36 protein-coding genes and 1 riboswitch are annotated in these 24,446 nt (G+C 41.6%); of the genes, 3 read left to right on the top strand and 33 right to left on the bottom strand.

Features of this window, described 5'->3' with window-relative positions; genetic code table 11:
• Nucleotides 1-319: 319 nt before the first annotated feature.
• A riboswitch (M-box (ykoK) riboswitch) is annotated at nucleotides 320-489 on the top strand.
• A gap of 278 nt (nucleotides 490-767) precedes the next feature.
• From mgtA to R8925_RS12695, 3 genes are read left to right on the top strand one after another with little or no spacing between them, the layout of a single operon-like run.
• Nucleotides 768-3,365: a magnesium-translocating P-type ATPase gene (mgtA, locus tag R8925_RS12705; protein WP_430536183.1), complete on the top strand. Its 2,598-nt coding sequence runs from the start codon at nucleotides 768-770 to the stop codon at nucleotides 3,363-3,365.
• Nucleotides 3,366-3,369: 4 nt separating this feature from the next.
• Nucleotides 3,370-4,524, top strand: a complete 1,155-nt coding sequence (locus tag R8925_RS12700) for an FtsW/RodA/SpoVE family cell cycle protein (RefSeq protein ID WP_430536182.1) — start codon at nucleotides 3,370-3,372, stop codon at nucleotides 4,522-4,524.
• On the top strand, nucleotides 4,508-5,620 hold the full coding sequence (locus R8925_RS12695; RefSeq protein WP_430536181.1) for an FtsW/RodA/SpoVE family cell cycle protein: 1,113 nt from the start codon (nucleotides 4,508-4,510) through the stop codon (nucleotides 5,618-5,620). Before R8925_RS12700 ends, R8925_RS12695 begins: the two co-directional genes overlap by 17 nt.
• Here R8925_RS12695 and R8925_RS12690 read toward each other — a convergent pair.
• The 33 genes from R8925_RS12690 to rpsJ all read right to left on the bottom strand — a co-directional run bounded on the left by R8925_RS12690 (nucleotide 5,617) and on the right by rpsJ (nucleotide 24,108).
• Nucleotides 5,617-6,930: an MFS transporter gene (locus R8925_RS12690; protein WP_430536180.1), complete on the bottom strand. Its 1,314-nt coding sequence runs from the start codon at nucleotides 6,928-6,930 to the stop codon at nucleotides 5,617-5,619. The two genes, R8925_RS12695 and R8925_RS12690, sit on opposite strands and share 4 nt — an antisense overlap.
• Nucleotides 6,931-7,004: 74 nt before the next feature.
• Complete coding sequence (gene aroD / locus R8925_RS12685; protein WP_430536179.1) at nucleotides 7,005-7,766, bottom strand: type I 3-dehydroquinate dehydratase; 762 nt, start codon at nucleotides 7,764-7,766, stop codon at nucleotides 7,005-7,007.
• A gap of 18 nt (nucleotides 7,767-7,784) precedes the next feature.
• Nucleotides 7,785-8,648 (bottom strand): shikimate dehydrogenase, encoded by an 864-nt coding sequence (locus R8925_RS12680; RefSeq protein ID WP_430536178.1) that lies wholly within the window; start codon nucleotides 8,646-8,648, stop codon nucleotides 7,785-7,787.
• A gap of 127 nt (nucleotides 8,649-8,775) precedes the next feature.
• The gene (locus tag R8925_RS12675) at nucleotides 8,776-9,453 is read right to left on the bottom strand and encodes a VIT1/CCC1 transporter family protein (RefSeq protein ID WP_430536177.1); all 678 of its coding nucleotides are present in this window, start codon (nucleotides 9,451-9,453) and stop codon (nucleotides 8,776-8,778) included.
• 265 nt (nucleotides 9,454-9,718) lie between these two features.
• Nucleotides 9,719-10,126, bottom strand: a complete 408-nt coding sequence (gene rplQ / locus R8925_RS12670; RefSeq protein ID WP_036065525.1) for a 50S ribosomal protein L17 — start codon at nucleotides 10,124-10,126, stop codon at nucleotides 9,719-9,721.
• Between the two features lie 27 nt (nucleotides 10,127-10,153).
• Nucleotides 10,154-11,098, bottom strand: coding sequence for a DNA-directed RNA polymerase subunit alpha (locus R8925_RS12665; protein WP_036071402.1), 945 nt, complete (start codon nucleotides 11,096-11,098; stop codon nucleotides 10,154-10,156).
• A 94-nt stretch (nucleotides 11,099-11,192) separates the two neighbouring features.
• Nucleotides 11,193-11,582 (bottom strand): 30S ribosomal protein S11, encoded by a 390-nt coding sequence (rpsK, locus tag R8925_RS12660; protein WP_036071400.1) that lies wholly within the window; start codon nucleotides 11,580-11,582, stop codon nucleotides 11,193-11,195.
• A 27-nt stretch (nucleotides 11,583-11,609) separates the two neighbouring features.
• The gene (gene rpsM, locus R8925_RS12655; protein ID WP_036071398.1) at nucleotides 11,610-11,975 is read right to left on the bottom strand and encodes a 30S ribosomal protein S13; all 366 of its coding nucleotides are present in this window, start codon (nucleotides 11,973-11,975) and stop codon (nucleotides 11,610-11,612) included.
• A gap of 18 nt (nucleotides 11,976-11,993) precedes the next feature.
• Nucleotides 11,994-12,107, bottom strand: coding sequence for a 50S ribosomal protein L36 (gene rpmJ / locus R8925_RS12650; protein WP_003156543.1), 114 nt, complete (start codon nucleotides 12,105-12,107; stop codon nucleotides 11,994-11,996).
• A gap of 101 nt (nucleotides 12,108-12,208) precedes the next feature.
• Complete coding sequence (gene infA, locus R8925_RS12645; RefSeq protein ID WP_036060296.1) at nucleotides 12,209-12,427, bottom strand: translation initiation factor IF-1; 219 nt, start codon at nucleotides 12,425-12,427, stop codon at nucleotides 12,209-12,211.
• Nucleotides 12,428-12,809: 382 nt separating this feature from the next.
• Nucleotides 12,810-13,457, bottom strand: coding sequence for an adenylate kinase (locus R8925_RS12640; RefSeq protein WP_430536176.1), 648 nt, complete (start codon nucleotides 13,455-13,457; stop codon nucleotides 12,810-12,812).
• Between the two features lie 67 nt (nucleotides 13,458-13,524).
• The gene (gene secY, locus R8925_RS12635; RefSeq protein ID WP_430536175.1) at nucleotides 13,525-14,826 is read right to left on the bottom strand and encodes a preprotein translocase subunit SecY; all 1,302 of its coding nucleotides are present in this window, start codon (nucleotides 14,824-14,826) and stop codon (nucleotides 13,525-13,527) included.
• Nucleotides 14,826-15,266, bottom strand: coding sequence for a 50S ribosomal protein L15 (rplO, locus tag R8925_RS12630; RefSeq protein WP_430536174.1), 441 nt, complete (start codon nucleotides 15,264-15,266; stop codon nucleotides 14,826-14,828). The genes secY and rplO overlap by 1 nt, the downstream gene beginning before the upstream one ends.
• Nucleotides 15,267-15,318: 52 nt before the next feature.
• Nucleotides 15,319-15,498, bottom strand: coding sequence for a 50S ribosomal protein L30 (gene rpmD / locus R8925_RS12625; protein ID WP_003720933.1), 180 nt, complete (start codon nucleotides 15,496-15,498; stop codon nucleotides 15,319-15,321).
• A gap of 16 nt (nucleotides 15,499-15,514) precedes the next feature.
• Complete coding sequence (gene rpsE, locus R8925_RS12620) at nucleotides 15,515-16,018, bottom strand: 30S ribosomal protein S5 (protein ID WP_036071392.1); 504 nt, start codon at nucleotides 16,016-16,018, stop codon at nucleotides 15,515-15,517.
• A 21-nt stretch (nucleotides 16,019-16,039) separates the two neighbouring features.
• The gene (rplR, locus tag R8925_RS12615) at nucleotides 16,040-16,399 is read right to left on the bottom strand and encodes a 50S ribosomal protein L18 (protein ID WP_036071391.1); all 360 of its coding nucleotides are present in this window, start codon (nucleotides 16,397-16,399) and stop codon (nucleotides 16,040-16,042) included.
• A gap of 33 nt (nucleotides 16,400-16,432) precedes the next feature.
• Nucleotides 16,433-16,969, bottom strand: a complete 537-nt coding sequence (gene rplF / locus R8925_RS12610; RefSeq protein WP_036071390.1) for a 50S ribosomal protein L6 — start codon at nucleotides 16,967-16,969, stop codon at nucleotides 16,433-16,435.
• 29 nt (nucleotides 16,970-16,998) lie between these two features.
• Entirely contained in the window at nucleotides 16,999-17,397 is a 399-nt protein-coding gene (gene rpsH, locus R8925_RS12605; RefSeq protein ID WP_036065514.1) for a 30S ribosomal protein S8, read from the bottom strand.
• A gap of 32 nt (nucleotides 17,398-17,429) precedes the next feature.
• Nucleotides 17,430-17,615 carry a type Z 30S ribosomal protein S14 gene (locus tag R8925_RS12600; protein WP_077912491.1) on the bottom strand — a complete coding sequence of 62 codons (186 nt, stop codon included), beginning with the start codon at nucleotides 17,613-17,615 and terminating at the stop codon, nucleotides 17,430-17,432.
• 39 nt (nucleotides 17,616-17,654) lie between these two features.
• Complete coding sequence (gene rplE, locus R8925_RS12595; protein ID WP_036065509.1) at nucleotides 17,655-18,194, bottom strand: 50S ribosomal protein L5; 540 nt, start codon at nucleotides 18,192-18,194, stop codon at nucleotides 17,655-17,657.
• A 28-nt stretch (nucleotides 18,195-18,222) separates the two neighbouring features.
• On the bottom strand, nucleotides 18,223-18,543 hold the full coding sequence (rplX, locus tag R8925_RS12590) for a 50S ribosomal protein L24 (protein WP_036080307.1): 321 nt from the start codon (nucleotides 18,541-18,543) through the stop codon (nucleotides 18,223-18,225).
• A gap of 38 nt (nucleotides 18,544-18,581) precedes the next feature.
• Nucleotides 18,582-18,950: a 50S ribosomal protein L14 gene (rplN, locus tag R8925_RS12585; protein ID WP_036071388.1), complete on the bottom strand. Its 369-nt coding sequence runs from the start codon at nucleotides 18,948-18,950 to the stop codon at nucleotides 18,582-18,584.
• A 77-nt stretch (nucleotides 18,951-19,027) separates the two neighbouring features.
• Complete coding sequence (gene rpsQ / locus R8925_RS12580; protein ID WP_036071387.1) at nucleotides 19,028-19,291, bottom strand: 30S ribosomal protein S17; 264 nt, start codon at nucleotides 19,289-19,291, stop codon at nucleotides 19,028-19,030.
• A gap of 27 nt (nucleotides 19,292-19,318) precedes the next feature.
• Nucleotides 19,319-19,510 (bottom strand): 50S ribosomal protein L29, encoded by a 192-nt coding sequence (rpmC, locus tag R8925_RS12575; protein ID WP_036060270.1) that lies wholly within the window; start codon nucleotides 19,508-19,510, stop codon nucleotides 19,319-19,321.
• Nucleotides 19,497-19,934, bottom strand: coding sequence for a 50S ribosomal protein L16 (rplP, locus tag R8925_RS12570; protein ID WP_036071386.1), 438 nt, complete (start codon nucleotides 19,932-19,934; stop codon nucleotides 19,497-19,499). The genes rpmC and rplP overlap by 14 nt, the downstream gene beginning before the upstream one ends.
• Nucleotides 19,935-19,936: 2 nt before the next feature.
• Nucleotides 19,937-20,593 (bottom strand): 30S ribosomal protein S3, encoded by a 657-nt coding sequence (gene rpsC / locus R8925_RS12565; protein WP_036071385.1) that lies wholly within the window; start codon nucleotides 20,591-20,593, stop codon nucleotides 19,937-19,939.
• Between the two features lie 3 nt (nucleotides 20,594-20,596).
• On the bottom strand, nucleotides 20,597-20,941 hold the full coding sequence (rplV, locus tag R8925_RS12560) for a 50S ribosomal protein L22 (RefSeq protein WP_036071384.1): 345 nt from the start codon (nucleotides 20,939-20,941) through the stop codon (nucleotides 20,597-20,599).
• Between the two features lie 19 nt (nucleotides 20,942-20,960).
• Nucleotides 20,961-21,239, bottom strand: a complete 279-nt coding sequence (gene rpsS, locus R8925_RS12555) for a 30S ribosomal protein S19 (RefSeq protein ID WP_036065502.1) — start codon at nucleotides 21,237-21,239, stop codon at nucleotides 20,961-20,963.
• A 90-nt stretch (nucleotides 21,240-21,329) separates the two neighbouring features.
• Nucleotides 21,330-22,163 (bottom strand): 50S ribosomal protein L2, encoded by an 834-nt coding sequence (gene rplB, locus R8925_RS12550; protein ID WP_430536173.1) that lies wholly within the window; start codon nucleotides 22,161-22,163, stop codon nucleotides 21,330-21,332.
• A gap of 38 nt (nucleotides 22,164-22,201) precedes the next feature.
• Nucleotides 22,202-22,486, bottom strand: coding sequence for a 50S ribosomal protein L23 (gene rplW / locus R8925_RS12545; RefSeq protein WP_036094361.1), 285 nt, complete (start codon nucleotides 22,484-22,486; stop codon nucleotides 22,202-22,204).
• Nucleotides 22,486-23,109, bottom strand: coding sequence for a 50S ribosomal protein L4 (gene rplD, locus R8925_RS12540; RefSeq protein WP_036071383.1), 624 nt, complete (start codon nucleotides 23,107-23,109; stop codon nucleotides 22,486-22,488). Before rplD ends, rplW begins: the two co-directional genes overlap by 1 nt.
• A 26-nt stretch (nucleotides 23,110-23,135) precedes the next feature.
• On the bottom strand, nucleotides 23,136-23,765 hold the full coding sequence (gene rplC, locus R8925_RS12535; RefSeq protein WP_036071382.1) for a 50S ribosomal protein L3: 630 nt from the start codon (nucleotides 23,763-23,765) through the stop codon (nucleotides 23,136-23,138).
• A gap of 34 nt (nucleotides 23,766-23,799) precedes the next feature.
• Nucleotides 23,800-24,108: a 30S ribosomal protein S10 gene (gene rpsJ, locus R8925_RS12530; protein ID WP_025729837.1), complete on the bottom strand. Its 309-nt coding sequence runs from the start codon at nucleotides 24,106-24,108 to the stop codon at nucleotides 23,800-23,802.
• Nucleotides 24,109-24,446 lie beyond the last annotated feature (338 nt).

Below are 24,446 nucleotides of genomic sequence, written 5' to 3'. Positions count from 1 at the left end.
TTCAATATCAGGTTCCCTAACCCTCTCCCACGCCTGCCCTCACCAAACAATTATCTTGCACAAAGGCAACATTTTTAGGGAAATCCCCTTGACACAAAAAAACATCGATGCTAACCTAAGAAGTGTCAAGAACAATAATAATTATCACGCAAGCTTGCAAAACTTCTTTATCTGCGTCAAATTCAGCCCGTTCCTCCAAACCTCAGCGTGCCTACAAATACTTAGTTGCTAGGCAAAAGCGAGTACCGGAGCGGAATGTACGACTTGTACATGAGCACCGGAACGGAACTTTTAACGACGCAAATGAGTGTTTGTAGGCACGCTGACCTGTACAGTGAGGCTCCTATGTGAACATATGCCACTGCCCAAAAATGTCCAAAGACGCCAATGGGTAGAACAGGGATTGTCGGATTAAGGCTTTCCATAACGTGGCTAAGAATTCATTTTCTTTACGTTGCATAGTGCCAAAACTTTAGCGAGGGGAATCATGTGTTTTTTGAGGCGCATATAAATTCTGAATCTCTGCCAAAGTCACTAGACGGGTAGGGATTTTTTGTGTTAGTTTACGCACGCCAAGGGAATTCTTTTCATGTATTTTATTATTGTCAAATTATAAAGAACGGAGGTGGAGTAGAATGCCACAATTTCTAGAAGATGATCCTGCAGAACCCGAATCATTGAACTTAACAACGGACTGGTACGGCTTTTACTTCGCCAGAAAACCTAAAAAGCCGTGACGGTTCTATACCGAAACGGAGGATAAAACAATGAACAAAGCACTAAACAAAATGCGTAATGAACAAGAAGTGAACCGCACGTTGCTTCAGGACTCTACATCAAACAAGGATGCAGTTTTAGCAAAATATCAAACGACAGATAAAGGTTTGTATGAGCCAGAGGTAAACAAACGGCGCGATAAATTTGGCAGAAACATTACTGCTGAACAAAAACCAACACCGTGGTACATTAATTTAGCAAAATCTTTCCACAACCCATTTATATACATTCTTGCTTTTCTTATGGTCGTTTCCTATTTAACCGCCGATATTGAAGCAACGATTATTATGGCCTTAATGATTCTATTTAGCGTCATTCTTAGCTTCGTGCAATCAATGCGTGCCCAAAAAGCGAGCCTTTCTTTAAAAAGTATGATTGAAAATACAACTGCCATTATTCGTAACGGGATGCAAAGAGAGATTCCAATCATCGATGTCGTTCCAGGTGATATCGTATTCCTCTCAACTGGCGATATTATCCCTGCTGATGCCCGTATCATCGAAGCAAAAGATTTATTTATCAACCAATCTCCACTAACAGGTGAATCCATCCCTGTTGAAAAATTCGCCGAAGCCACCGAAAAAAATCTTAGCATTTTTGAACGCGACAATTTGGCATTTATGGGAACAGATGTTATTAGCGGCCAAGGTAAGGCGCTTATCCTAAAAACTGGCGATAACACCATTTTCGGCTCCCTCTCTCAAGAAGCGCTCGCCAAACGTGACGAAACCAGTTTTGATAAAGGCGTTAAGTCAATTTCAAAACTATTGATGTACCTCATGCTCGTTATGGTCCCAATCGTTTTTCTAATTAACGGAATCATGAAAGGCAACTGGACCGAAGCATTTCTGTTCGCCGTAGCTGTTGCTGTAGGTCTTACACCAGAAATGCTACCTATGATTGTCAATACCAATCTCGCAAAAGGCGCGGTTCGTATGGCTAGAAAAAAAGTCATCATCAAAGAGCTAAGTTCTATTCAAAATTTAGGTGCGATGGATGTTCTTTGTACCGATAAAACTGGCACATTGACCAAAGATAAAGTTGAACTCATCGAACACATTGATACGACTGGCGCAACTTCGGATAAAGTGTTAGGATTGGCTTTCCAAAACAGCCACTTCCAAACTGGTTGGAAAAACATTATGGATCACGCCATCATTTCACATATGGAAAAAATCGGTGACAGCACACGGCTCACGACACCAGAGAAAATCGATGAAATCCCGTTCGATTTTTCCCGCCGTCGTCTTAGCGTCATTTTACGCAAGAAGAATAGCATTGAGATGATTACAAAGGGTGCGATTACCGAAATGTTCGATGTCTGCTCCCAGCTTGAAGAAAATGGGAACATTATCCCACTAACAGATACCATTAAGAAGCGCTTGCACATTCAGTGTGAGCAAATGAATCGAAACGGTATGCGCGTTATTGCGATAGCTACGAAAACCAAAACAGAAAAAGAATCTTTCTCCGTCATCGATGAGCAAAATATGACACTAATTGGCTTTCTCGGCTTCCTTGACCCTGCCAAGCCATCCGCAAAACCCGCAATCGCTTCGTTGCACGGTCATGGAGTTATCGTCAAAGTTCTCACAGGCGATAACGAAATTGTGGCGCAAACCATTTGTAGACAGGTCGGCATTCCTTCCGATAAATTCCTGCTTGGCTCCGATATCGACTTCATGTACGACGATGAGCTAACCGAAGCAACGAGAACACATCATATTTTTGCAAAACTCACACCAACCCAGAAATCCCGCATCATTCACCTCCTGCGAAAAGATGGGCACACAGTTGGTTTTATGGGCGATGGAATCAATGATGCCCCAGCGTTGCGCAAAGCAGATGTTGGTATCTCCGTCGATACTGCCGCCGATATAACCAAGGACGCAAGCTCTGTCATTCTACTCGAAAAGAGTTTAACGATTCTAAATGACGCCGTAACGGAAGGTCGAAACGTCTTCGGGAATATTCTAAAATACATGAAAATGACAGCCAGCTCCAATTTTGGAAACGTGTTTAGCGTTCTAGTAGCCAGCGCTTTTCTGCCATTTTTACCAATGTTATCGATTCACCTACTCCTGCAAAATCTCATGTATGACGTATCCCAAATGACACTACCATGGGATAAAATGGATGAATCTTTCTTGAAAAAACCACGGAAATGGGATAGAAAAAACATGTTACGCTTCATTCTTCTAATTGGCCCAGTTAGCTCAATTTTTGACATTCTTACATTCGCTCTCATGTGGTTCGTCTTTAGCGCCAATACTATCGCAGAACAAGCATTATTCCAAAGCGGTTGGTTCGTTGTCGGCCTACTCACACAAACGCTCGTCGTTCACATGATTCGTACAGAAAAAATTCCATTCATCCAGAGCCTTGCAGCCGCTCCGGTGATGATTTCCACTCTAATCGTGATGGGGTTAGGCATTATCATTCCATTCACATCGTTTGGTCACAACATTGGACTCGTCAGCCTCCCGCTCAGCTACTTCCCATGGCTCATCGCGATTCTCGTTGGCTATATGATAACCGTCCAAATCGCCAAAAATCTCTACATCAAGAAATTCAACGATTGGATTTAAGTCGATGTTTACAAAACGCAATCGTATCATCGTTATCGCTTATCTCGCCACAGGAATATGGAGTTGCCTGATGGTATACAGCGCCAGCTATGCATCCGCAGGCAATCGCTATGCCGTATCCAGCGAACATTTCGCCATTCGGCAAGCCACCTTTTACGCGGTTGGGCTGGCATGCCTATTCTTCTTTGCCAAATTAAAAACAACACCTTTTTGCACGAAAAAAACAATGAAATTAGCAGGCGGCATTACTGTCTTCCTGCTGATTCTTGTCCTACTCACCGGCACAACAACAAACAATGCCCAGCGCTGGATTCAGTTCGGTAGCGCAACACTACAACCTACTGAACTCGTTAAAATGCTTCTCATCATTGTCACCGGAAACTTTATCGTGCATTACTTCAAACAAATGATGCAATCCAATCGCGTCACTTACTTACTCGTTACCTACATTCTATTTTGCGCCGGACTCATTATTTTGCAGCCAGATTTAGGTACAAGCTTCATCGTTCTATGTATTTTCGCTGCACAACTTCTAACATCTGGACTAACAGCGCGCAGACTTGGGCAAATCGGATTCACTATTATCCTATTTTCCATATTATGTCTAGGTACCGTCTACTTGCTTCATCCCGATTTTTTCAGTCAAGCCAGGATCGGTCGCTTCGCCTTCCTTGATCCATTCAGTGAAGCCAATCTCGACGCCTCCTATCAACTCAGAAACGGCTACTACGCAATTGCAGACGGCGGCATATTCGGCAAAGGGTTCGGGCAAAGCGTCCAAAAACTCGGATTCCTGCCAGAGTCCCATACCGACTTTATTAGTGCCATCATTGCAGAAGAACTCGGCATCATCGGCATTCTTATCAGCCTAAGCCTCATCCTATTTTTCATCGGAAAAGCCTTTCACATCGCACTCCGCAGTCATTCTGCATTCGATGCATCCATCTGTATCGGTTTTGCGACATGGATTGCCGTTCAAGCCATCCTTAATCTTGGTGGCGTCAGTGGTCTAATCCCTCTCACTGGTGTTCCGTTGCCATTTATCAGCTTTGGTGGTACATCTACTATCACATTGTCATGCGGCGTTGGATTTCTCATTAGCGCCGAACGCCAAATAACACTCACAGAAAGAAGGAATACCTATGCAAACCAACAATAAAATCCGTGAAAGCCTAGTTGTCATTGCCTGCCTACTCTCCATGATTAGTTGCCTCGCAATTTTCATGGCTCAACAAACAAACCAATACAATACCAACTTCTTTCGCATGCAAGTCATTTTCATTATCGTTGGATTTATCGCGGTGTTCCTACTTTCCAAATTCGACATGACCTTCGTACGCGCCAACATTCTTTGGCTCTATCTCGCGATGCTTATACTGCTCGCTGGCATCCTCATACCAAACCCACTCGTACCCAAAATTAATGGTGCAACACGTTGGTATCAACTAGCTGGATTTTCTCTACAACCGTCTGAAATTGCCAAATCAATGTTTATCGTTGTCATTGCCCATTTTGCAGCAAAATACGAACGCACCATTTGGAAACAAATTCTCATCACATGGTCTCTTGCTGGCATCGTCCTACTTTTAATCATGAAACAACCCGACCTAGGCACCACCATCGTCTATTTCGTCAGCGCCTTCACCATCAGTATCATAGCTCTAAAATCCACTAAACTCATCATCGCCATCCTAACATCACTCGTCGTAGCAGTCACTGGTGGCCTCTATCTCGTCGTCTACCACGTCTCTCTACTCGAAAAAATCGGTTTCAAAAGCTATCAATTTCGGCGTGTCAATACGTGGCTTGATCCAGCAAGCGATCCCAATTCATTCTATCAAGTCGATCGTTCCTTAAAAGCAATTGGCTCTGGTACCATGTCTGGTAGTAACGCATCATCCGTCTACATCCCAGAAAGCCATACAGACATGATTTTCAGCACTATTGGCAATCAATTTGGCTTCATAGGCGCCAGCTTACTGCTCATCCTATTCATGCTCTTTATCCACCAACTCATCATCGCCGCATTGCATATGAAAAACAGTTTTTCAACGTACGTCATCGCCGGTTTCGCCATGATGTTTGCCTTCAATATTTTCCAGAATATCGCGATGACCATTGGTCTCATGCCACTAACTGGGATTCCACTACCTTTCATCAGTTACGGTGGCAGTTCAACACTTGGCAACATGATCGCGCTCGGTGTCATTCTCGTCGTCATCAAAAATGATGATGCCAGTTTGGGCCAAACCTAGGAAATCCGCTGTTTATCCTCATCTGGAATTTTTTCAATACGTCCAAGGAAAAGCGTGATTGATAGAATTCCAATCAGCATCACGACGCCAGCCACAACGAAAGCAATCGAAAAACTGCCCGTCGCGCCAACAATGAATCCTGTTACGATTGGAGCCGCTATCGCCGTCAAATTCCCAACAAAGTTCATGAACCCGCCAACAGTACCAACTGAACCATTCGGCGCTAAAATCGAAGGCATCGACCAATTAATCGTAGACGCAATACAAATCCCTGACACAGCAATACTAAAGAAAATAATTGCCGTCTGCGTATCCTTCGTCGTGGCAGCACCGATAACCGCGAGCCCGAGTAACATTCCAATCGTCAAAAATAATTTCCGAACCTTTGATGGATCAAATCCTTTCTTAATCAGAAAATCAACAAAAAGTCCGCCAATCAAAACGCTAGACAAGGCCCCACAAGCCCATGGAATCGCTGTATATAAGCCTGATTTCATAATATCCAAATGAAGCTCCCGCATTAAATAATTGGGCAGCCAAGTCAAAAATAAGAAGAACGAATAATTATATGCCGCAGCACCAATCGCAAGCGCCCACAATTTACGCTGTCTCATCAAATAGAGTAATCCACTTCCTTCACCGGGTGCCACTTGTTTTTGAACATCACCCGATTGAATATAGTTCAGCTCCTCCTCTGACAGACGCGGATGTTCCTCAGGATCGCGATAAAGTATCCAAAACCAAACACAATAGACAATACTAATCAGCGCTGTTGCAATGAATGCCTCACGCCAACCCCATTTCGCAATAATAAAAGCGACCATTGGCACACCAATCACGTTCGACAACTTAGAAGACATATCAAACATCGCTGTCGCAAAACCACGTTCCTTGAGCGGAAACCAGTAACCAGTTGCCTTAGAAGCTGCACTAAATGCCGGAGCCTCCGCTACACCAAGTGATAACCTCAAAATAAATAATGGTAATAACCCACTAATAAAAGCCGTCAATCCCGTCGCGAAAACCCACACAACCGAACAAACTCGATTCAACCACTTCACACCAATCCGATCTAATACAACGCCCATCGGAATTTGCATCAGCGCATATGTCCAAGAGAATGACGACAACAAAATGCCAAACATAGCAGGTGAAATACTAAGCTCATCCATCAAAACTTGCCCTGCTACCGTTAAATTAATCCGATCAAAATAATTCACCAAACAGCCAAATCCGAGTAATAAACCAATCCAATATCTAAATTTTTTCTTTGTTGTGACAACTTTACCTAATTCTATCTGCTGCTCCATTCTTTTCCCCCCTGATGCCTTAAAATACTATATGAAGCCTCTTTTCGAAAAAAATTTTCTATGAGGCTCCTTATTTATAAGCTCTTATGCAATAACATCAATACTTGGCGGAGCTCATCCACTGGAACTTGTCCTGGCGCAGAAGCCTTTCTCGCCGCTCCAAACGTCAATGCTGATCCAAAAATTTCTCCAGCTAAACGTGAAATAACACCCGTTCCCGCCATTGACATTGTCACAATCGGACGGTTCGCATACTGTTCGCGCATCCGATTCGTTGCACTGAGTAATGTCAACACGTCGGTCTCCGATTTGGGCATCACAGCAATTTTAGGTAGGTCTGCATCAAACTCTTGCATCTTCACCAGTCTCGCCACAATCTCATCCTCGCTTGGAGTCTTCTCAAAATCATGATTTGACATAATTATCTTCGCCCCTGCTTTATGCACAGCTTTAACAAGCACCACAACTTCTGCATCACCCGTAAATAACTCGACATCTACCATATCAACCATGCCAGTCTCCGCAACTTCTAAGTTCAGCCTCACATAGTCCGCCACCGATAACGCACGCTCACCGCCCTCTTTTAAACTACGGAACGTAAAAATAAGCGGTATATTATTTAAAATGCTACGAATATCACGCAAAGTCTTCTTCATTTTCGCAATATCTTCCACATCCTCATAAAAATCAACACGCCATTCCACGATGTCTAAGTCAATCCCTACTAACATTTGTGCTTCCTCTAATAATTGCGCCGCCGTTTTGCCGACCATTGGCACGCAAATACTAGGCATGCCTTCCCCGATGATAATATCTCTCACAATAACACTTTTCATGCCTAATCACCTTTCACTTTAAAATATCAACGCTTTAATATCCTTCACTGGCATTTCTTTCCCAGTCCAAATTTCAAACGCCTTCGCACCTTGCCACAACATCATGCCAAGCCCATTTACAGTTTTGCATCCAGCCTCTTCCGCCATTTCTAGCAATTGCGTTTTCGCTGGAACATAAACCACATCCGACACAATCAAACCTGGTCGAAAATATGATGTATCCGGTACAACACTTTGACCAACGAGCGGTTCCATGCCAACCGAAGTCGCATTGATAAATATAACACTACTCGCGATCTCACCTCGTAGCGATTCTAAATCAGCCAAATCAAATAATTGTGCCTTACAATCCGTTTTTGCGTTAATATCAAGCACTAGCTTTTTCGCGCGCTCATAAAACGCATCCTGACGATTAAAAATCGAAATCTCTTTCACTCCATCAAGCGCAGCCTGAATACAAATCGCTGTTGCAGCACCGCCCGCACCTGCAATCGTCATTTTTTCGCCAATAACATCAATACCTTCTTCCGTAAGCGCGCGCATATATCCCGTTCCATCCGTAATATGCCCAGTCAAAATTCCATCCTCATTTACAATCGTATTCACCGCACCTGCCAATTCCGCAGCCGGAGACAGAGCATCTAAGTAATCACGTACTAACACTTTATTTGGCATCGTCACATTACAACCACGAATCCCCATCGCCCGATATCCCTTCAGAACATCTTCTAATTGCTTCGTTCCAACATCAAACGCCAAATAAACATAATCTAACCCCAACCTAGTAAACGCTTCATTATGCATTTTAGGAGATAAACTATGAGAAATCGGCGTGCCTAGCAATCCAATCAACTGCGTCTTACCAGAAATTCGCTCTGTCATTTTCTAAAACATCCTTCCTTATTATGTATCACTAACCCAAATATCCTTTTGTCAGCAAAGTCAGTAAATTCATCCAACTCCACAATCATACCAGAAATGGAGTCCCCTTTTCCACTATTTTTTTCGCTTACACACCCACAAAGGCACCGACTCCGTATGTCACAAGCATCGTCAGCATCCCAACTAGCATGTTTCGCAAAACGGCATTTCGCTTTGGCGCCTCACCTAAATAAGCACTAATATATCCCGTCAGTGCAAGTGCAATCAAAACCGCGATAAAAGTCAACGCAATTCGAACACCTGGAGGTAAAAGTAATATCGTAAGTAACGGTAAAACTGCTCCCACCGCAAAAGAAAATAAAGATGATAAAGCTGCCTGCCAAGGATTCGCATAGTCGTTCAATTGAAGGCCAAGTTCAGCCTCCGAATGCGCAGCCAAAGCATCCTTTTCCATTAATTGAGTCGCAACCTGCTTTGCTAAGTCCTTGGATAGCCCCTTTTCAATATAAATATCCGCGAGCTCCTCAAGTTCACCATCATAATCATTTGCCAATTCTGCTTTTTCCTTATCAATAACAGCTTTTTCGGTATCTTTTTGCGTGCTAACCGAAACATATTCTCCGCCCGCCATCGATAAAGCACCCGCCACAAGACCTGCAATCCCAGCGATAAAAATTGTCCTAACTTCCGTCGTCGCCCCAGCAACACCAATAACGATACCAGCTACCGATACGATTCCATCATTCGCGCCTAAGACACCTGCACGAAGAATATTTAATTTTTGGCTCATTGTTGAATTTTTCAAATGCTCACCTCCTCATCTTATACATCATTATATCGAACTACGTAGCTTTAAACAAGATAAGTAACGACGCACAAAAAAGACTCATCGATAAAAAATCGATAAGTCTTTTTTGACATATGTAAAATCATGAATAAGGGTTGCCCCCCATTCACAACAAAAAAAAGCCTGCGCTTCTCTCTACACCAATTGTGAGAGAGAAGACACACAGAGCTAGACAAGACAGCGAGCTGCTTATCGTAACGCTCCACTTGCTTTAACACATGAATTATACTAATTCAATGATAACCATTGGTGCGCCATCACCGCGACGAGGACCTTTTTTCAAGATGCGAGTATATCCGCCTTGACGTTCCGCGTAACGTGGAGCAACATCATCAAATAATTTTTGCAAAGCGTAAACTGGACGATTTTTTGTCACAGTGTTACCATCTTTATCTTTCACTTCTTTTTGTACCACGTTAACAACTTCGTGACGTACAAAAGCAGCTGCTTGACGACGAGAGTGCAAATCTCCTTTTTTACCAGAAGTGATCAATTTTTCAACGATTGAACGAATCTCTTTTGCTTTCGCTTCTGTTGTTTCGATACGTTCGAAAACGATTAAATCAGTCGCTAGATCACGTAGCAATGCCTTACGTTGCGATTTAGTACGACCTAATTTTCTGTAACCCATGGAATTCCCTCCTTCACAAAGTAAAAATTAATTTTCGTTTCGTAAACCTAAGCCAAGATCAGACAGTTTCACTTTTACTTCTTCTAAAGATTTACGACCCAAGTTACGAACTTTCATCATATCATCCTCAGATTTGTCAGCTAATTCCTGTACTGTATTGATTCCAGCGCGTTTCAAACAGTTGTAAGAACGAACAGATAAGTCCAATTCTTCAATTGTCATCTCAAGCACTTTCTCTTTATGGCTTTCTTCTTTTTCAATCATGATTTCTGCTTTTTGAGCTTCATCTGTTAAGTCAACAAAAATATTTAAATGCTCTGTAAGAATTTTTGCTCCCAAGGAAACAGCTTCTTCAGGGCTAATACTTCCATCCGTTAAAACATCAAAAGTAAGCTTATCATAATTCGTGGATTGTCCAACACGTGTTGTTTCCACTTGATAGTTAACACGGATAACCGGGCTAAAAATCGAGTCTACTGGTAAAACACCAATTGGCATATTTTCACGTTTATTTTGATCCGCAGGTGTATAACCACGGCCACGTGCCGCATTCAAGCGAACATGGAATTTTGCGTTATCACTAAGCGTACAAATGTGAAGATCTGGATTCAGAATTTCAACATCACTATCATAGTTAATATCGCCGGCAGTTACAACGCCTGGGCCTTGCATATCAATTTCCAAAGTTTTGTCATCTTCGGCATACACTTTAAGTGCAAGTTTCTTGATATTTAAAATCATGCTTGTTACATCTTCTACTACACCTTCGATTACAGAAAACTCATGTAACGCTCCATCGATTTGGATAGATGTCACTGCAGCACCAGGAAGAGAAGATAACAGAATACGACGTAAGGAGTTACCCAAAGTTGTACCATATCCACGCTCTAGTGGCTCTACAACAAACTTTCCATACTTGGCATCATCGCTGATCTCAATCGTCTCGATTTTCGGTTTTTCAATTTCGATCATTCAAATTTACCCTCCTTCAAAACGTCTCTTTGGCTAAGATCCTTATGAAGAATCTCGTGACAATAGTTCAAAGTTGCAAACAAAATACGACTACTTAGACACGACGACGTTTTGGAGGACGACATCCGTTATGAGGAACTGGAGTCACATCTTTAATAGCAGTTACATCAAGACCTGCAGCTTGAAGCGCACGAATTGCTGCTTCACGTCCTGAACCTGGTCCTTTAACTGTTACTTCCAAAGTTTTCAAACCATGCTCTTGTGCAGCTTTTGCACACGTTTCTGCCGCTAATTGCGCTGCGAAAGGTGTCGATTTACGAGCTCCTTTGAATCCTAAAGCTCCTGCACTTGACCATGCTACTGCGTTACCATGCATGTCAGTAATCGTTACGATTGTATTATTGAATGTAGAACGAATGTGTGCAATACCAGCTTCGATATTCTTTTTCACACGACGTTTACGAGTATTAGTTTTACGAGCCATTCACAAACTACCTCCTTTACTTACTAATTATTTCTTCTTACCTGCGACCGTTTTTAATGGGCCTTTACGAGTACGTGCGTTGTTCTTCGTGTTTTGTCCACGAACTGGTAGACCACGACGATGACGCATGCCACGATAAGAACCGATTTCAATCAAACGTTTGATATTCAAGTTCACTTCACGACGAAGATCACCCTCAACCTTAATTTTGTCAACTAGTTCACGAATTTTACCAAGTTCATCCTCAGTCAAATCACGAGTACGAGTATTTTCAGAAACACCTGCTTCTTTTAATACATCTTTAGCCGTTTGGTTACCGATACCATAGATGTAAGTCAAAGATATTACGATACGCTTTTCGCGCGGAACATCAACACCTGCAATACGTGCCATTTATAAAAGCACCTCCTCTTATCCTTGTTTTTGTTTATGTTTCGGATTTTCACAAATTACCATTACTTTACCTTTTCTGCGAATAACTTTACATTTCTCACAGATTGGCTTTACTGATGGTCTTACTTTCATGTAGATATACCTCCTTGTTTACTAGAGAAAATGTCTCTATAAACCGATTGAAAACTAGCTGGCGAACCAGACCGGTATATAATTTCATTTCCGACAAATTATTATTTAAAACGGTAAGTGATTCTGCCACGTGTCAAGTCATACGGGGAAAGTTCCACCGTTACTTTATCACCCGGTAAAATACGAATATAGTGCATACGGATTTTGCCAGAAACTGTAGCTAAAACAGTATGACCATTTTCTAGTACAACTTTAAACATCGCGTTAGGCAATGTATCTTCCACTGTACCTTCCACTTCGATTACATCTTCTTTTGCCATAAGTTGCTACCTCCTTACTCTTTTTAACTGGACCATTTACAGGTCTGCCATTTCTTTTCGCGTAAAATTTTATTACATGAAAAAACGCTAGACATACCAAAATCGTTCCCCACGACAAGGAATTAATTTTATACATCTTCAGACAATCGGTAAAAGTACGGTCCCGCAAAAATGGAAGTACAAGTGCATCTGGCTCGAGTTCGAACGCCTTCATATCACTATTTCCAGTAGCATTCCTATTTATCCAGATGATCCTCAGACAATCTCTCGTTCATCATGTTTCGCATAGTTGTAACTCACTTCACTGCCAATTACCCATTATACTACAAAACAAAACATTTTGCACTACATAGGTACCGACTGTGAAATAAGCGATGATTTCTTAAAATGAAGTAAGAATCTTATCTACGTCTTCGAACACGACATCAATATCTTGCTCTCCATTAACTGTAAACAAAGTTCCTTTTTCACCATAAAAATCTAACAATGGTTGCGTTTGTTTGATGTTAACATTTAAGCGATTTTCTACAGTTTCTGCTTTGTCATCCTCGCGCTGGTAAAGTGTTGCACCATCAAGATCACAAATCCCCGCTTGCTTCGGAGGATTAAAAACTTCATGATACGTTTTACCACAAGTTGGACAAATGAAGCGGCCAGTCAGACGTTTCATCAGACTGCTTTTATCTACTTGAATGTTCACAACAGCATCTAGCTTTGTTCCAAGGTCCGAAAGAATACTCTCTAGTTCCTCGGCTTGCTCAACGGTACGTGGAAATCCATCAAGCAAAAAACCATTCTTAGCATCATCTTCAGCTAGGCGCTCACGAACGATACCGTTTGTCACATCGTCAGGAACTAAATTACCGCTATCCATGAAGGATTTGGCTTTTAGACCCAATTCTGTGCCATTTTTTATTGCTGCGCGGAACATATCCCCAGTTGAAATGTGAGGAATATTGTATTTAGCAACAATTTTTTCAGCTTGCGTACCCTTACCGGCACCGGGCAGTCCCATTAACACTAGTTTCAACTGTATCGCCCCTTTTAGTTAGTAGCACGTCGGGGCATGAGGTTTGACCCCCAGCCGACCCACGTGTTTATTTGATAAATCCTCGGTAATTTCGTTTCACAAGTTGTCCTTCTAATTGTTTTGTTGTATCAAGGGCTACCCCGATAACGATCAGCAAGCTCGTACCACCAATAGCGATAGATTGCGGAAGATCGAATACAGCCGCTCCAATTGTAGGCATGATTGCTACTACAGAAAGGAAGATTGCACCAACAAAAGTTAGGCGGTAAAGCACACTCGTAAGATACGCTTGTGTTTCACGACCAGGACGTTTACTCGGGATATATCCACCTTGTTTTTTCAAGTTATCCGCAACTTTCTCAGGATTCACTTGGATAAACGCATAGAAGTAAGTAAATGCGATAATTAAGGCAACATATAGACACATACCAATTGGCTGTGTATAGTCAAAAATTTGTTTTAAGACTTTCACAACTTGGCTGGTTGAGTCAACGAAGGCAAAGCTCAAAATAGTTTGCGGTGTAATGATAAAAGCACTTGCAAAGATTACCGGTATAACCCCAGCAGAGTTAAGTTTAAGCGGTAAATGCGTTGCTTGCGCCCCACCAGTTTTTGCACCAGCGACACGTTTTGAGTATTGAATTGGAATCTTGCGCAATGCTTGTTGGAAATAAATAACGAGTACAATAATCGCTAAAACTGCCACAGCAATGGCGCAAAGAATCAGAACATGCATGAACAATTGATCACCAGCGTCTTGAATTTGCGATGCATAGAGAGAACGTATGCCATCAGGAATACGAGCCACAATACCTGCAAAGATAATAATGGAAATACCATTACCAACACCGCTCACAGTAATTTGTTCACCTAACCACATCAGGAACATCGTACCAGTAGTAAGAACAACCGCAATTGCCAAATACTGAGGGATAGAAGGATCAATAATGAATCCCGAACCCGCCAGTCTATTGAAACCAAAAGCCATACCGAATGCTTCGACAAGCCCTAATCCAATCGTTAAGTAACGCGTCAATTGATTTGATTTCTTACGTCCCATCTCACCTTGTTTTGCCCACTCAGTAAGTTTAGGTACAACATCCATTTGTAAAAGTTGCACGATAATCGATGCGGTAATGTAAGGCATAACACCCATCGCGAAGATCGAGAAGTTCTTCAGTGCACCACCGTTGAAAGTATTTAAGAATCCTAAAATACCAGTTTCCATCGATTTTTGAATCGTAGCTGCATCAACTCCCGGTACTGGAATAAATGTTCCAATACGGAAAATGACAAGCATAGCTAATGTAAACATGATTTTCTTACGAATGTCTGCAACTCTGAAAAAATTGATCAACGTCGAAAACATTAGATCACCTCAGTTTTTCCACCAGCAGCCTCGATAGCCTCTTTAGCAGCCGATGAGAATTTGTTAGCTTTCACTGTAAGTTTTTTCTCGATAGTACCTTCAGACAAAATCTTAATTCCAGATTTCGCATTACGGACAATCCCTGTTTCAATTAATAATTCAGGTGTTACTTCTGTACCATCTTCAAAGCGATTTAAAACATCAATGTTCACAACAGCGTATTCTTTGCGGTTGATATTTGTAAAACCACGTTTTGGAATACGACGGAACAATGGTAGTTGTCCACCTTCGAAACCTAGGCGTACACCGCCACCTGAACGTGCTTTTTGACCTTTGTGACCGCGTCCTGATGTTTTACCGTTACCAGAACTCATACCACGACCAACACGATTACGCTCTTTACGAGAACCTTCTGCAGGTTTAAGTTCGTGAAGTTTCATGTCAAGCACCTCCTCCTAATTTATGATTTTATTTAAAAATTTTAGTAATAGCTTAAACTTCTTTAACGTCCACTAAATGGCTAACTTTAGTGATCATCCCACGAATTGCAGGATTATCTTCTTTTACAACAACAGAATTAGTTTTTCCCAAGCCTAGAGCTTGAACTGTTTTGCGTTGTGGTTGAGGGCGTCCGATTAAGCTACGTTTTAGAGTAATTTCTAATTTCGCCATAACGTTTATTCCCTCCTTATCCTAGTAATTCTTCAACTGTTTTGCCACGTAATTTCGCAACATCTTCAGCTTTTTTAAGTTGTTTAATACCATCAAATGTAGCGCGAACCATGTTGATTGGTGTGTTAGAACCTAGTGATTTACTAGATACATCAGCAACACCGGCAAGCTCAAGGACGGCACGAACTGGACCACCAGCAGTTACACCAGAACCGGCACTTGCAGGTTTTAGGAGAATTTCTCCGCCACCAAAATGACCGATTGTTGTGTGTGGGATTGTAGTGTCAACAGTTGGTACGAAGATCATATTCTTCTTAGCATCGTCAATTGCTTTACGGATAGCATCTGGAACTTCTTGCGCTTTACCAGTACCGAATCCAACATGACCGTTTTTGTCTCCAACGACTACGAGCGCTGAAAAACGGAAACGACGACCACCCTTAACTACTTTCGCAACACGGTTGATAGTAACTACGCGTTCTTCTAATTCTAATTTGTTTCCATCGATTTGTTGAGGCATGTAAGTTGTCCCTCCTTCTTATTAAAATTCCAATCCATTTTCACGAGCAGCTTCAGCCAAAGCTTGCACACGACCGTGGTATAAGTAACCTCCGCGATCAAATACAACAGCTTTAACACCTTTTTCTGCAGCGCGTTTTGCAACGATTTCGCCTACTTTTGTAGCAGCGTCAACTTTGGACTCAGCTTTAGGGAAATCTTTATCTACGTTAGATGCGCTAGCGATTGTTACACCGTTAACATCATCGATAAGTTGAGCATAAATGTTTTTGTTTGAACGGAATACGTTCAAGCGTGGACGAGCTGCAGTTCCAGAAATCTTAGAACGAACACGACCATGTCTTTTTTTACGCACTTTATTTTTGTCGATTTTGGTAATCACACGACTCACCTCTTCTCTTCGCTTTACGCGGCATTATTTACCAGTTTTACCTTCTTTACGACGTACAAATTCGCCTTCGTAACGGATACCTTTACCTTTGTATGGTTCTGGCGGACGTACGGAACGGATATTTGCAGCCAATTCGCCAACGTGTTCTTTGTTAATACCGCGAACGATAACTTTCGTGTTTGCTGGTACTTCCACTTCAACACCTGGACGAGCTTCGAATTCTACTGGATGAGAGTAACCTACGTTTAAAACAAGAGTAGTACCTTGTTTGGCAGCACGGTAACCGACACCAATAAGCTCAAGAGTTTTTTCGTAACCTTCAGATACGCCGACAACCATGTTATTTAGAATAGCACGTGTTGTACCATGAAGGGCACGGTGTGTTTTATTGTCAGAAGGACGAGTCACATTGATCTCGCTGCCTTCGATATTGATTGAGATATCAGGGTTAAAAGTTTTTACAAGCTCACCTTTAGGACCCTTAACAGTTGCTGTTGAACCATCTAATGTTACAGTAACACCAGCTGGAATAACAATTGTCTTTTTACCTATACGGGACATTTATTGCACCTCCTTGTGATTTTCTATTCTTACCAAACGTATGCTAATACTTCTCCGCCCACTTGTTTCGCGCGAGCTTCTTTGTCAGTTAACAAACCTTGAGAAGTAGATACAATTGCAATACCTAAACCGTTAAGTACTTTTGGCACCTCATCAGCTTTAGCGTAAACACGAAGACCTGGTTTACTGATACGTTTAAGTCCAGTAATTACACGCTCGTTTGCTGCACCATATTTAAGGAAAACACGGATTGTACCTTGTTTGTCGTCTTGAATATACTCAACGTCACGTACGAAACCTTCTCTTTTAAGGATTTCAGCGACTTCTTTTTTAATTTTTGAAGCAGGAACTTCTAATTTATCGTGACGTACCATATTGGCATTACGAATACGAGTTAGAAAATCTGCGATAGGATCTGTCATCACCATGAAAAATTTACCTCCTTCCCATTATTGGGTTTTTACCAGCTTGCTTTTCTGACGCCGGGAATTTGTCCTTTATAGGCAAGTTCACGGAAGCAGATACGGCATAGTCTAAATTTGCGAATAACGGAATGTGGACGACCACAACGTTCACAACGAGTGTAAGCTTGAACAGGATGTTTCGGTGTGCGTTTTTGCTTCGCGATCATTGATTTTTTAGCCACGTTTGCGCCTCCCTACTAATTTATTGATTACTATTTGGATTACTTTTGAAACGGCATTCCAACATGTGTCAGTAATTCTTTTGATTCTTCGTCAGATTTAGCAGTAGTAACGATTACTACGTCCATTCCGCGAACTTTACTTACTTTATCGTAATCAATTTCAGGGAAAATTAATTGCTCTCTAACACCTAGCGTGTAGTTACCGCGACCGTCGAAGGCTTTTTTAGAAACCCCACGGAAGTCACGAACACGTGGTAGGGAAACAGTAATTAATTTATCTAAGAAATCATACATGCGGTCTCCACGTAGCGTTACTTTCGCACCGATTGGCATTCCTTCACGAAGACGGAAACCAGCGATTGAATTTTTCGCTTTTGTGATTACAGGTTTTTGACCAGTGATTAGAGCTAACTCTTCCACTGCACTATCCAAAACTTTCGCATTTGCTGTTGCATCACCAACACCAGTGTTGATTACGATTTTGTCGATTTTTGGTACCTCCATTACGGAGTCATAATTGAATTTGCTCATTAAAGCAGGAACAATTTCCTTAAGATATCTATCTTTAAGGCGATTCATGTAATATTCCCTCCTTCCTCAAATACTTTTATTTAGTTGCGTCTTTTATAACTTCACCGGATTTTTTAGCTACGCGTACTTTCTTACCATCCTTGATTTCACGGTTCACACGAGTTGGTTCACCAGTCTTAGGATCGATAAGCATTACGTTAGATACGTGAATCGGTGCTTCAACATTTAAAATTCCACCTTGCGGGTTAACGTTTGATGGTTTTGTATGTTTTTTAACCATGTTAAGTCCTTCAACAATCACGCGGTCTTTCTTAGGGAAAGCAGCGATGATTTTGCCGGATTTACCTTTATCTTTACCAGTAATAACTTGAACTTTATCACCTTTTTTGACATGCATTGGGTCTAGCACCTCCTTGAGATTGAAACTACTGTATTTTAAAGAACTTCTGGAGCTAAAGAAACGATCTTCATAAAGTTGCTATCACGAAGTTCGCGTGCAACAGGTCCAAAAATACGTGTTCCACGAGGACTTTTATCATCACGGATTATAACACATGCATTCTCATCAAATTTGATGTAAGAACCATCTTGACGACGTGCTCCACTCTTAGTACGAACGATTACAGCTCTAACTACTTCACCTTTTTTGACAACGCCACCTGGTGTTGCTTGTTTAACAGTACACACGATAACGTCACCAATGTTTGCAGTTTTGCGTCCTGATCCGCCTAGTACTTTAATAGTTAATACTTCACGAGCACCAGAGTTATCAGCGACTTTCAAACGACTTTCTTGTTGAATCATTAGGATACCCTCCTTCCAGACATACAATCAGGAAATTTATTTTTCCTAGTAAAACTTTTATTGCTACAGCTCACGATTTAAACGATGACAGCTTTCTCAACAACATCTAGCAAGCGGAAACGTTTAGTCGCCGATAATGGACGAGTTTCAGCAATACGTACTAAATCGCCTGTTTTAGCTACATTGTTTTCATCATGTGCTTTGAATTTTTTAGAATACTTCACTCGCTTACCATAAAGCTTGTGTTTCTTATACGTTTCAACAACGACAGTAACTGTTTTATCCATTTTGTCGGATACAACACGTCCTGTATATACTTTACGTTGGTTACGTTCAGACATGTATTAAAACCTCCTCCTGAATTAATTTTAAGCAAGTTCTCTTTCACGAACGATTGTTTTCATGCGAGCAATTGCTTTGCGCACTTCACGGATACGTGCAGTGTTTTCCAATTGGCCAGTAGCTAATTGAAAGCGCAGGTTGAAGAGCTCTTCTTTTAGAGATTTCTCTTTATCTTGAATTTCAGTAGTTGACAATTCACGGATATCAGTTGCTTTCATTTGCTTCACCACCAATTTCTTCGCGTTTCACGATTTTTGTTTTAACAGGTAGTTTATGTGCTGCAAGACGTAATGCTTCACGCGCTACTTCTTCAGATACACCTGCGATTTCGAACATGATTTTGCCACGCTTAACTGGGCTTACCCAACCTTCCGGAGCACCTTTACCTTTACCCATCCGAACACCGATTGGCTTAGATGTGTAAGATTTATGAGGGAAAATTTTAATCCAAACTTTACCGCCACGTTTCATGTAACGAGTCATTGCAATACGGGCAGCTTCGATTTGACGGTTAGTGATCCATGAAGCATCAACTGCTTGAAGACCATACTCACCAAATGCTACTTCTGTTCCGCCTTTTGCGCGTCCACGCATGTTACCACGGAACTCACGACGGTATTTAACACGTTTTGGAACTAACATTATTATTTTCCTCCTTCCACATTTGTTTTCTTCGTAGGAAGGACTTCACCGCGATAAATCCAGACTTTAACGCCTAATTTACCATAAGTTGTGTCAGCTTCTTCCCATGCGTAATCGATATCAGCACGCAATGTATGAAGAGGAACTGTTCCTTCACTGTAATGTTCCGCACGAGCGATATCCGCTCCACCTAGACGGCCGGAAACTTGAGTTTTGATTCCACGAGCACCCGCACGCATTGTACGTTGGATCGCTTGTTTTTGTGCACGTCGGAACGATACACGACTTTCTAATTGACGAGCGATACCTTCTGCTACTAATTTAGCATCAAGATCTGCTCTCTTAATTTCTACAATATTGATATGAACTCGTTTACCTGTAAGTTCATTTAGGTTTTTACGTAAAGATTCAACCTCAGATCCACCTTTACCGATAACCATACCTGGTTTAGCAGTGTGGATTGTGATGTTTACACGGCTTGCAGCGCGTTCGATTTCGATACGAGATACAGAAGCATCTGATAAGTTTTTCGCGATGTAATCACGGATACGTATATCTTCATGTAAGAAGTTCGCGTATTCTTTACCAGCATACCATTTTGAATCCCAATCACGAATGATACCGACACGCATACCAATTGGATGTATTTTTTGGCCCACGAATTATCCCTCCTCGACTTCAGATACCACGACTGTGATGTGGCTTGTACGTTTATTAATTGCGCTTGCGCGTCCCATTGCACGTGGACGGAAACGTTTCAATGTTGGGCCTTCGTCAACGAATGCCTCAGAAATTACTAGGTTATTTACATCTAAATCATAATTGTGCTCAGCGTTTGCGACTGCTGATTTTAAAACTTTCTCGATAACTGGAGAAGCAGCTTTTGGAGTAAGTTTTAGAATAGCAACGGCTTCACCGACTTGCTTACCACGGATTAGATCAATTACTAATCTAACTTTACGAGGAGCAATACGAACAGTTTTTGCAACGGCTTTTGCAGTTGTCATTAGGATATCCTCCTCTCAATTAACGTCTTGTTTTTTTATCGTCGCCCGCATGACCACGGTACGTACGAGTTGGTGCGAATTCACCTAATTTGTGTCCTACCATATCTTCTTGGATATAGACTGGAACGTGTTTGCGACCATCATATACAGCAATCGTTTGACCAACGAATACTGGGAAAATTGTTGAACGACGAGACCAAGTTTTGATAACTTGTTTCTTTTCGCTTGCATCAGCTGCTTCAACCTTCTTCATCAAATGATCATCTACAAAAGGTCCTTTTTTCAAGCTACGGCCCATGTTGGAACCTCCCTTCGCATAGTCAGGAATCGGTAAGCATCAGCTTGCCCGTTCCTGCTACCTATAAAATCGTTTAAAGTACAAATCCAATTATTTTTTCTTACGACGACGTACGATAAATTTATCGGAGTTATTGTTTTTCTTACGAGTTTTGTAACCAAGTGTTGGTTTACCCCAAGGAGACATTGGTGATTTACGTCCGATTGGCGCTTTACCTTCACCACCACCGTGAGGGTGATCGTTCGGGTTCATAACAGATCCACGAACTGTTGGGCGTTTACCCATCCAACGTGAACGACCTGCTTTACCAATGTTGATAAGTTCGTGTTGTTCGTTACCAACTTGGCCGATAGTAGCACGACAAGTAGCAAGAATCATACGAACCTCACCAGAATTAAGACGGATTAATACGTATTTGCCTTCTTTACCAAGTACTTGAGCACTTGTTCCAGCTGAACGTACTAATTGTCCACCTTTACCAGGTTTCATTTCGATATTGTGGATAACTGTACCCACTGGAATATCTTTAAGTTCTAGTGCGTTACCAACTTTGATATCCGCCTCTGAACCAGAATAAATTGTTTGGCCTACTTCTAAGCCTTTAGCTGCGATGATGTAGCGTTTTTCTCCATCAACGTAGTGAATTAATGCGATGTTAGCAGAACGGTTAGGATCATATTCGATCGTAGCAACGCGTCCTGGAATACCATCTTTATTACGTTTAAAATCGATCACGCGGTATTGACGTTTGTGTCCTCCACCGTGATGACGAACAGTTAACTTACCTTGGTTATTACGACCAGCCTTCTTTTTCAGAGGACGTAGTAAAGCTTTTTCTGGAGTACTTGTAGTAATCTCAGCAAAATCTGAACTCGTCATGTGACGACGGCCGTTTGTGGTAGGTTTATACTTTTTAATCGCCATTGTATTCCCTCCTCTATTAGTTCAATTCTATAGAAGTATTAAACTTCGAAAAATTGGATTTCTTTGCTATCGCCAGTAAGTGTCACAATAGCTTTACGACGCTTGTTTGTATAGCCAGCGTAACGACCCATGCGTTTCATTTTACCTTTGTAGTTCATTACGTTTACTTTCGCAACTTTAACTTCGAAAATTTCTTCGATAGCTTTTTTTACGTGCGTTTTAGTAGCGCGTGTATCAACTTCAAATGTATATTTCTTGTCGTCTAAAACACTTGTTGATTGCTCAGTGATAATTGGGCGCTTAATGATGTCGCGTGCATCCATTATGCAAGCACCTCCTCTACTTGTTCAAGAGCTGCTTTCGTGATAATTAGCTTATCATGTTTAGCAACATCTAGTACTGAGATACTTTGAGCTGGAATAACTTTAATGCCTTGTAAGTTACGTGCAGATAGTTCTACATTTTCACTTTCATCGGCTACTACTACCAATGCTTTTGTATCTACAGAGATATTCTTAAGGAAAGCCGTGAACTCTTTAGTCTTAGGAGCAGAGAAAGTTAAACCTTCTAATACTACTAGGCTTTCTTCTTTTACTTTAGAAGAAAGGATCGATTTGATCGCTAAACGACGAACTTTCTTAGGTAATTTGTAAGCATAACTACGTGGTGTTGGACCGAATACGATACCGCCTCCACGCCATTGTGGGGAACGAATCGAACCTTGACGGGCACGACCAGTACCTTTTTGGCGCCATGGTTTACGTCCACCGCCGCGTACTTCTGAGCGGCCTTTTACTTTATGAGTTCCTTGACGTAAGGAAGCTCGTTGACTCAAAATTACATCAACAACCACTTTTTCATTTGGCTCAATACCGAAAATAGTATCGTTAAGTGTAATTTCGCCAGCTTTTGTTCCATCTTGTTTCAATAAAGCTACGTTGGGCATTTTGTTAGTCCTCCTTTCCAATTAAATTATCTTGATTTGATTGCTGATTTGATTTGAATAAGTGCTTTTTTAGCTCCTGGAACATTTCCTTTAACTAAAAGAACATTCTTTTCTACGTCTACTTTGACGATTTCTAGGTTTTGGATAGTGATTTGATCTCCACCCATACGACCTGGAAGTAATTTATTTTTGAATACGCGGTTAGGTGCTACAGGACCCATTGAACCTGGGCGACGATGGTAACGCGATCCGTGGGCCATTGGTCCACGAGATTGTCCGTGGCGTTTAATAACACCTTGGAACCCTTTACCTTTCGATACGCCTGTCGCGTCGACGATGTCACCTTCTGCGAATACGTCTACTTTAATTTCTGCACCAATCTCATACTCGTCTAAGTTTACATCGCGTAATTCGCGAATGAAGCGCTTAGGAGTAGTATTGGCTTTTTCTACATGACCTTTTTCGGGTTTGTTTGACAATTTTTCGCGTTTATCCTCGAAACCGATTTGAATTGCTTCATATCCGTCTGTGTCAACAGTTTTCTTTTGAAGTACTACGTTAGCACCTGCTTCGATTACTGTTACTGGAATAAGTTCGCCGTTTTCAGTGAAAACTTGTGTCATCCCTACTTTTCTACCTAAGATTCCTTTGGTCATGAGTCACACCTCCTGTTATTTTAGATTCTAATTATTATAGTTTAATTTCGATGTCCACACCGCTTGGTAAGTCTAAACGCATAAGGCTATCAACAGTTTGTGGTGTTGGATTAACGATATCGATTAAACGTTTGTGTGTACGCATTTCGAATTGCTCACGTGAATCTTTGTATTTATGAACCGCACGTAAGATTGTGTAGACAGATTTCTCTGTTGGTAATGGAATCGGACCAGATACAGAAGCACCAGAACGTTTCGCAGTTTCTACAATTTTCTCAGCCGATTGATCCAAGATACGGTGATCATACGCTTTTAAACGAATACGAATTTTTTGTTTTGCCATTATTTTCCCTCCTTCTCGCCTACTTTTAAAATAGACATTCTCCGTGAAAATCTCCTGAACACTCGCCATGGCAAAGCGGCCGGGTGTGTCAGCAACCTCTCACTTCATCACATCTACAGCCCCAACTAATGGGGGTAATGCACGAAATAGACAGAACAATGCCTGTTCATTTGCACTTTATCTATTATACACGTCTGCCCTAGTAATTTCAACGATTTTGTGAAAAAACTTTTTTATCGCTACTTTCAAGCTTTTGGATACGAATCGAGTAGGAGGAGCCGTTAGGCTCCGACCTCTCACACCACCGTACGTACCGTTCGGTATACGGCGGTTCAATA

Source organism: Listeria rocourtiae subsp. hofi (assembly GCF_963575615.1).
GTDB classification, from domain to species: Bacteria; Bacillota; Bacilli; order Lactobacillales; family Listeriaceae; genus Listeria_A; species Listeria_A hofi.
The sequence above is the reverse complement of the archived record's forward strand: the minus strand, read 5'-3'. Positions and strand labels throughout refer to the sequence as shown.

Bases quoted from the DNA above. Each gene is read 5' to 3' on its own strand.
- mgtA (WP_430536183.1), top strand. From the start codon at position 768: ATGAACAAAGCACTAAACAAAATGCGTAATGAACAAGAAGTGAACCGC.
- R8925_RS12700 (WP_430536182.1), top strand. From the start codon at position 3,370: ATGTTTACAAAACGCAATCGTATCATCGTTATCGCTTATCTCGCCACA.
- R8925_RS12695 (WP_430536181.1), top strand. From the start codon at position 4,508: ATGCAAACCAACAATAAAATCCGTGAAAGCCTAGTTGTCATTGCCTGC.
- R8925_RS12690 (WP_430536180.1), bottom strand. From the start codon at position 6,930: ATGGAGCAGCAGATAGAATTAGGTAAAGTTGTCACAACAAAGAAAAAA.
- aroD (WP_430536179.1), bottom strand. From the start codon at position 7,766: ATGAAAAGTGTTATTGTGAGAGATATTATCATCGGGGAAGGCATGCCT.
- R8925_RS12680 (WP_430536178.1), bottom strand. From the start codon at position 8,648: ATGACAGAGCGAATTTCTGGTAAGACGCAGTTGATTGGATTGCTAGGC.
- rplQ (WP_036065525.1), bottom strand. From the start codon at position 10,126: ATGGGTTACAGAAAATTAGGTCGTACTAAATCGCAACGTAAGGCATTG.
- R8925_RS12665 (WP_036071402.1), bottom strand. From the start codon at position 11,098: ATGATCGAAATTGAAAAACCGAAAATCGAGACGATTGAGATCAGCGAT.
- rpsK (WP_036071400.1), bottom strand. From the start codon at position 11,582: ATGGCTCGTAAAACTAATACTCGTAAACGTCGTGTGAAAAAGAATATC.
- rpsM (WP_036071398.1), bottom strand. From the start codon at position 11,975: ATGGCACGTATTGCAGGTGTTGATGTTCCGCGCGAAAAGCGTATCGTA.
- rpmJ (WP_003156543.1), bottom strand. From the start codon at position 12,107: ATGAAAGTAAGACCATCAGTAAAGCCAATCTGTGAGAAATGTAAAGTT.
- infA (WP_036060296.1), bottom strand. From the start codon at position 12,427: ATGGCAAAAGAAGATGTAATCGAAGTGGAAGGTACAGTGGAAGATACA.
- secY (WP_430536175.1), bottom strand. From the start codon at position 14,826: ATGTTTTCGACGTTGATCAATTTTTTCAGAGTTGCAGACATTCGTAAG.
- rplO (WP_430536174.1), bottom strand. From the start codon at position 15,266: ATGAAACTTCACGAACTTAAACCTGCAGAAGGTTCTCGTAAAGAGCGT.
- rpmD (WP_003720933.1), bottom strand. From the start codon at position 15,498: ATGGCGAAATTAGAAATTACTCTAAAACGTAGCTTAATCGGACGCCCT.
- rpsE (WP_036071392.1), bottom strand. From the start codon at position 16,018: ATGCCTCAACAAATCGATGGAAACAAATTAGAATTAGAAGAACGCGTA.
- rplF (WP_036071390.1), bottom strand. From the start codon at position 16,969: ATGTCCCGTATAGGTAAAAAGACAATTGTTATTCCAGCTGGTGTTACT.
- rpsH (WP_036065514.1), bottom strand. From the start codon at position 17,397: ATGGTGATGACAGATCCTATCGCAGATTTTCTAACTCGTATTCGTAAT.
- rplE (WP_036065509.1), bottom strand. From the start codon at position 18,194: ATGAATCGCCTTAAAGATAGATATCTTAAGGAAATTGTTCCTGCTTTA.
- rplX (WP_036080307.1), bottom strand. From the start codon at position 18,543: ATGCATGTCAAAAAAGGTGATAAAGTTCAAGTTATTACTGGTAAAGAT.
- rplN (WP_036071388.1), bottom strand. From the start codon at position 18,950: ATGATTCAACAAGAAAGTCGTTTGAAAGTCGCTGATAACTCTGGTGCT.
- rpsQ (WP_036071387.1), bottom strand. From the start codon at position 19,291: ATGTCTGAACGTAACCAACGTAAAGTATATACAGGACGTGTTGTATCC.
- rpmC (WP_036060270.1), bottom strand. From the start codon at position 19,510: ATGAAAGCAACTGATATCCGTGAATTGTCAACTACTGAAATTCAAGAT.
- rplP (WP_036071386.1), bottom strand. From the start codon at position 19,934: ATGTTAGTTCCAAAACGTGTTAAATACCGTCGTGAGTTCCGTGGTAAC.
- rplV (WP_036071384.1), bottom strand. From the start codon at position 20,941: ATGACAACTGCAAAAGCCGTTGCAAAAACTGTTCGTATTGCTCCTCGT.
- rpsS (WP_036065502.1), bottom strand. From the start codon at position 21,239: ATGGGCCGTAGCTTGAAAAAAGGACCTTTTGTAGATGATCATTTGATG.
- rplB (WP_430536173.1), bottom strand. From the start codon at position 22,163: ATGGCGATTAAAAAGTATAAACCTACCACAAACGGCCGTCGTCACATG.
- rplW (WP_036094361.1), bottom strand. From the start codon at position 22,486: ATGGATGCACGCGACATCATTAAGCGCCCAATTATCACTGAGCAATCA.
- rplD (WP_036071383.1), bottom strand. From the start codon at position 23,109: ATGCCCAACGTAGCTTTATTGAAACAAGATGGAACAAAAGCTGGCGAA.
- rplC (WP_036071382.1), bottom strand. From the start codon at position 23,765: ATGACCAAAGGAATCTTAGGTAGAAAAGTAGGGATGACACAAGTTTTC.
- rpsJ (WP_025729837.1), bottom strand. From the start codon at position 24,108: ATGGCAAAACAAAAAATTCGTATTCGTTTAAAAGCGTATGATCACCGT.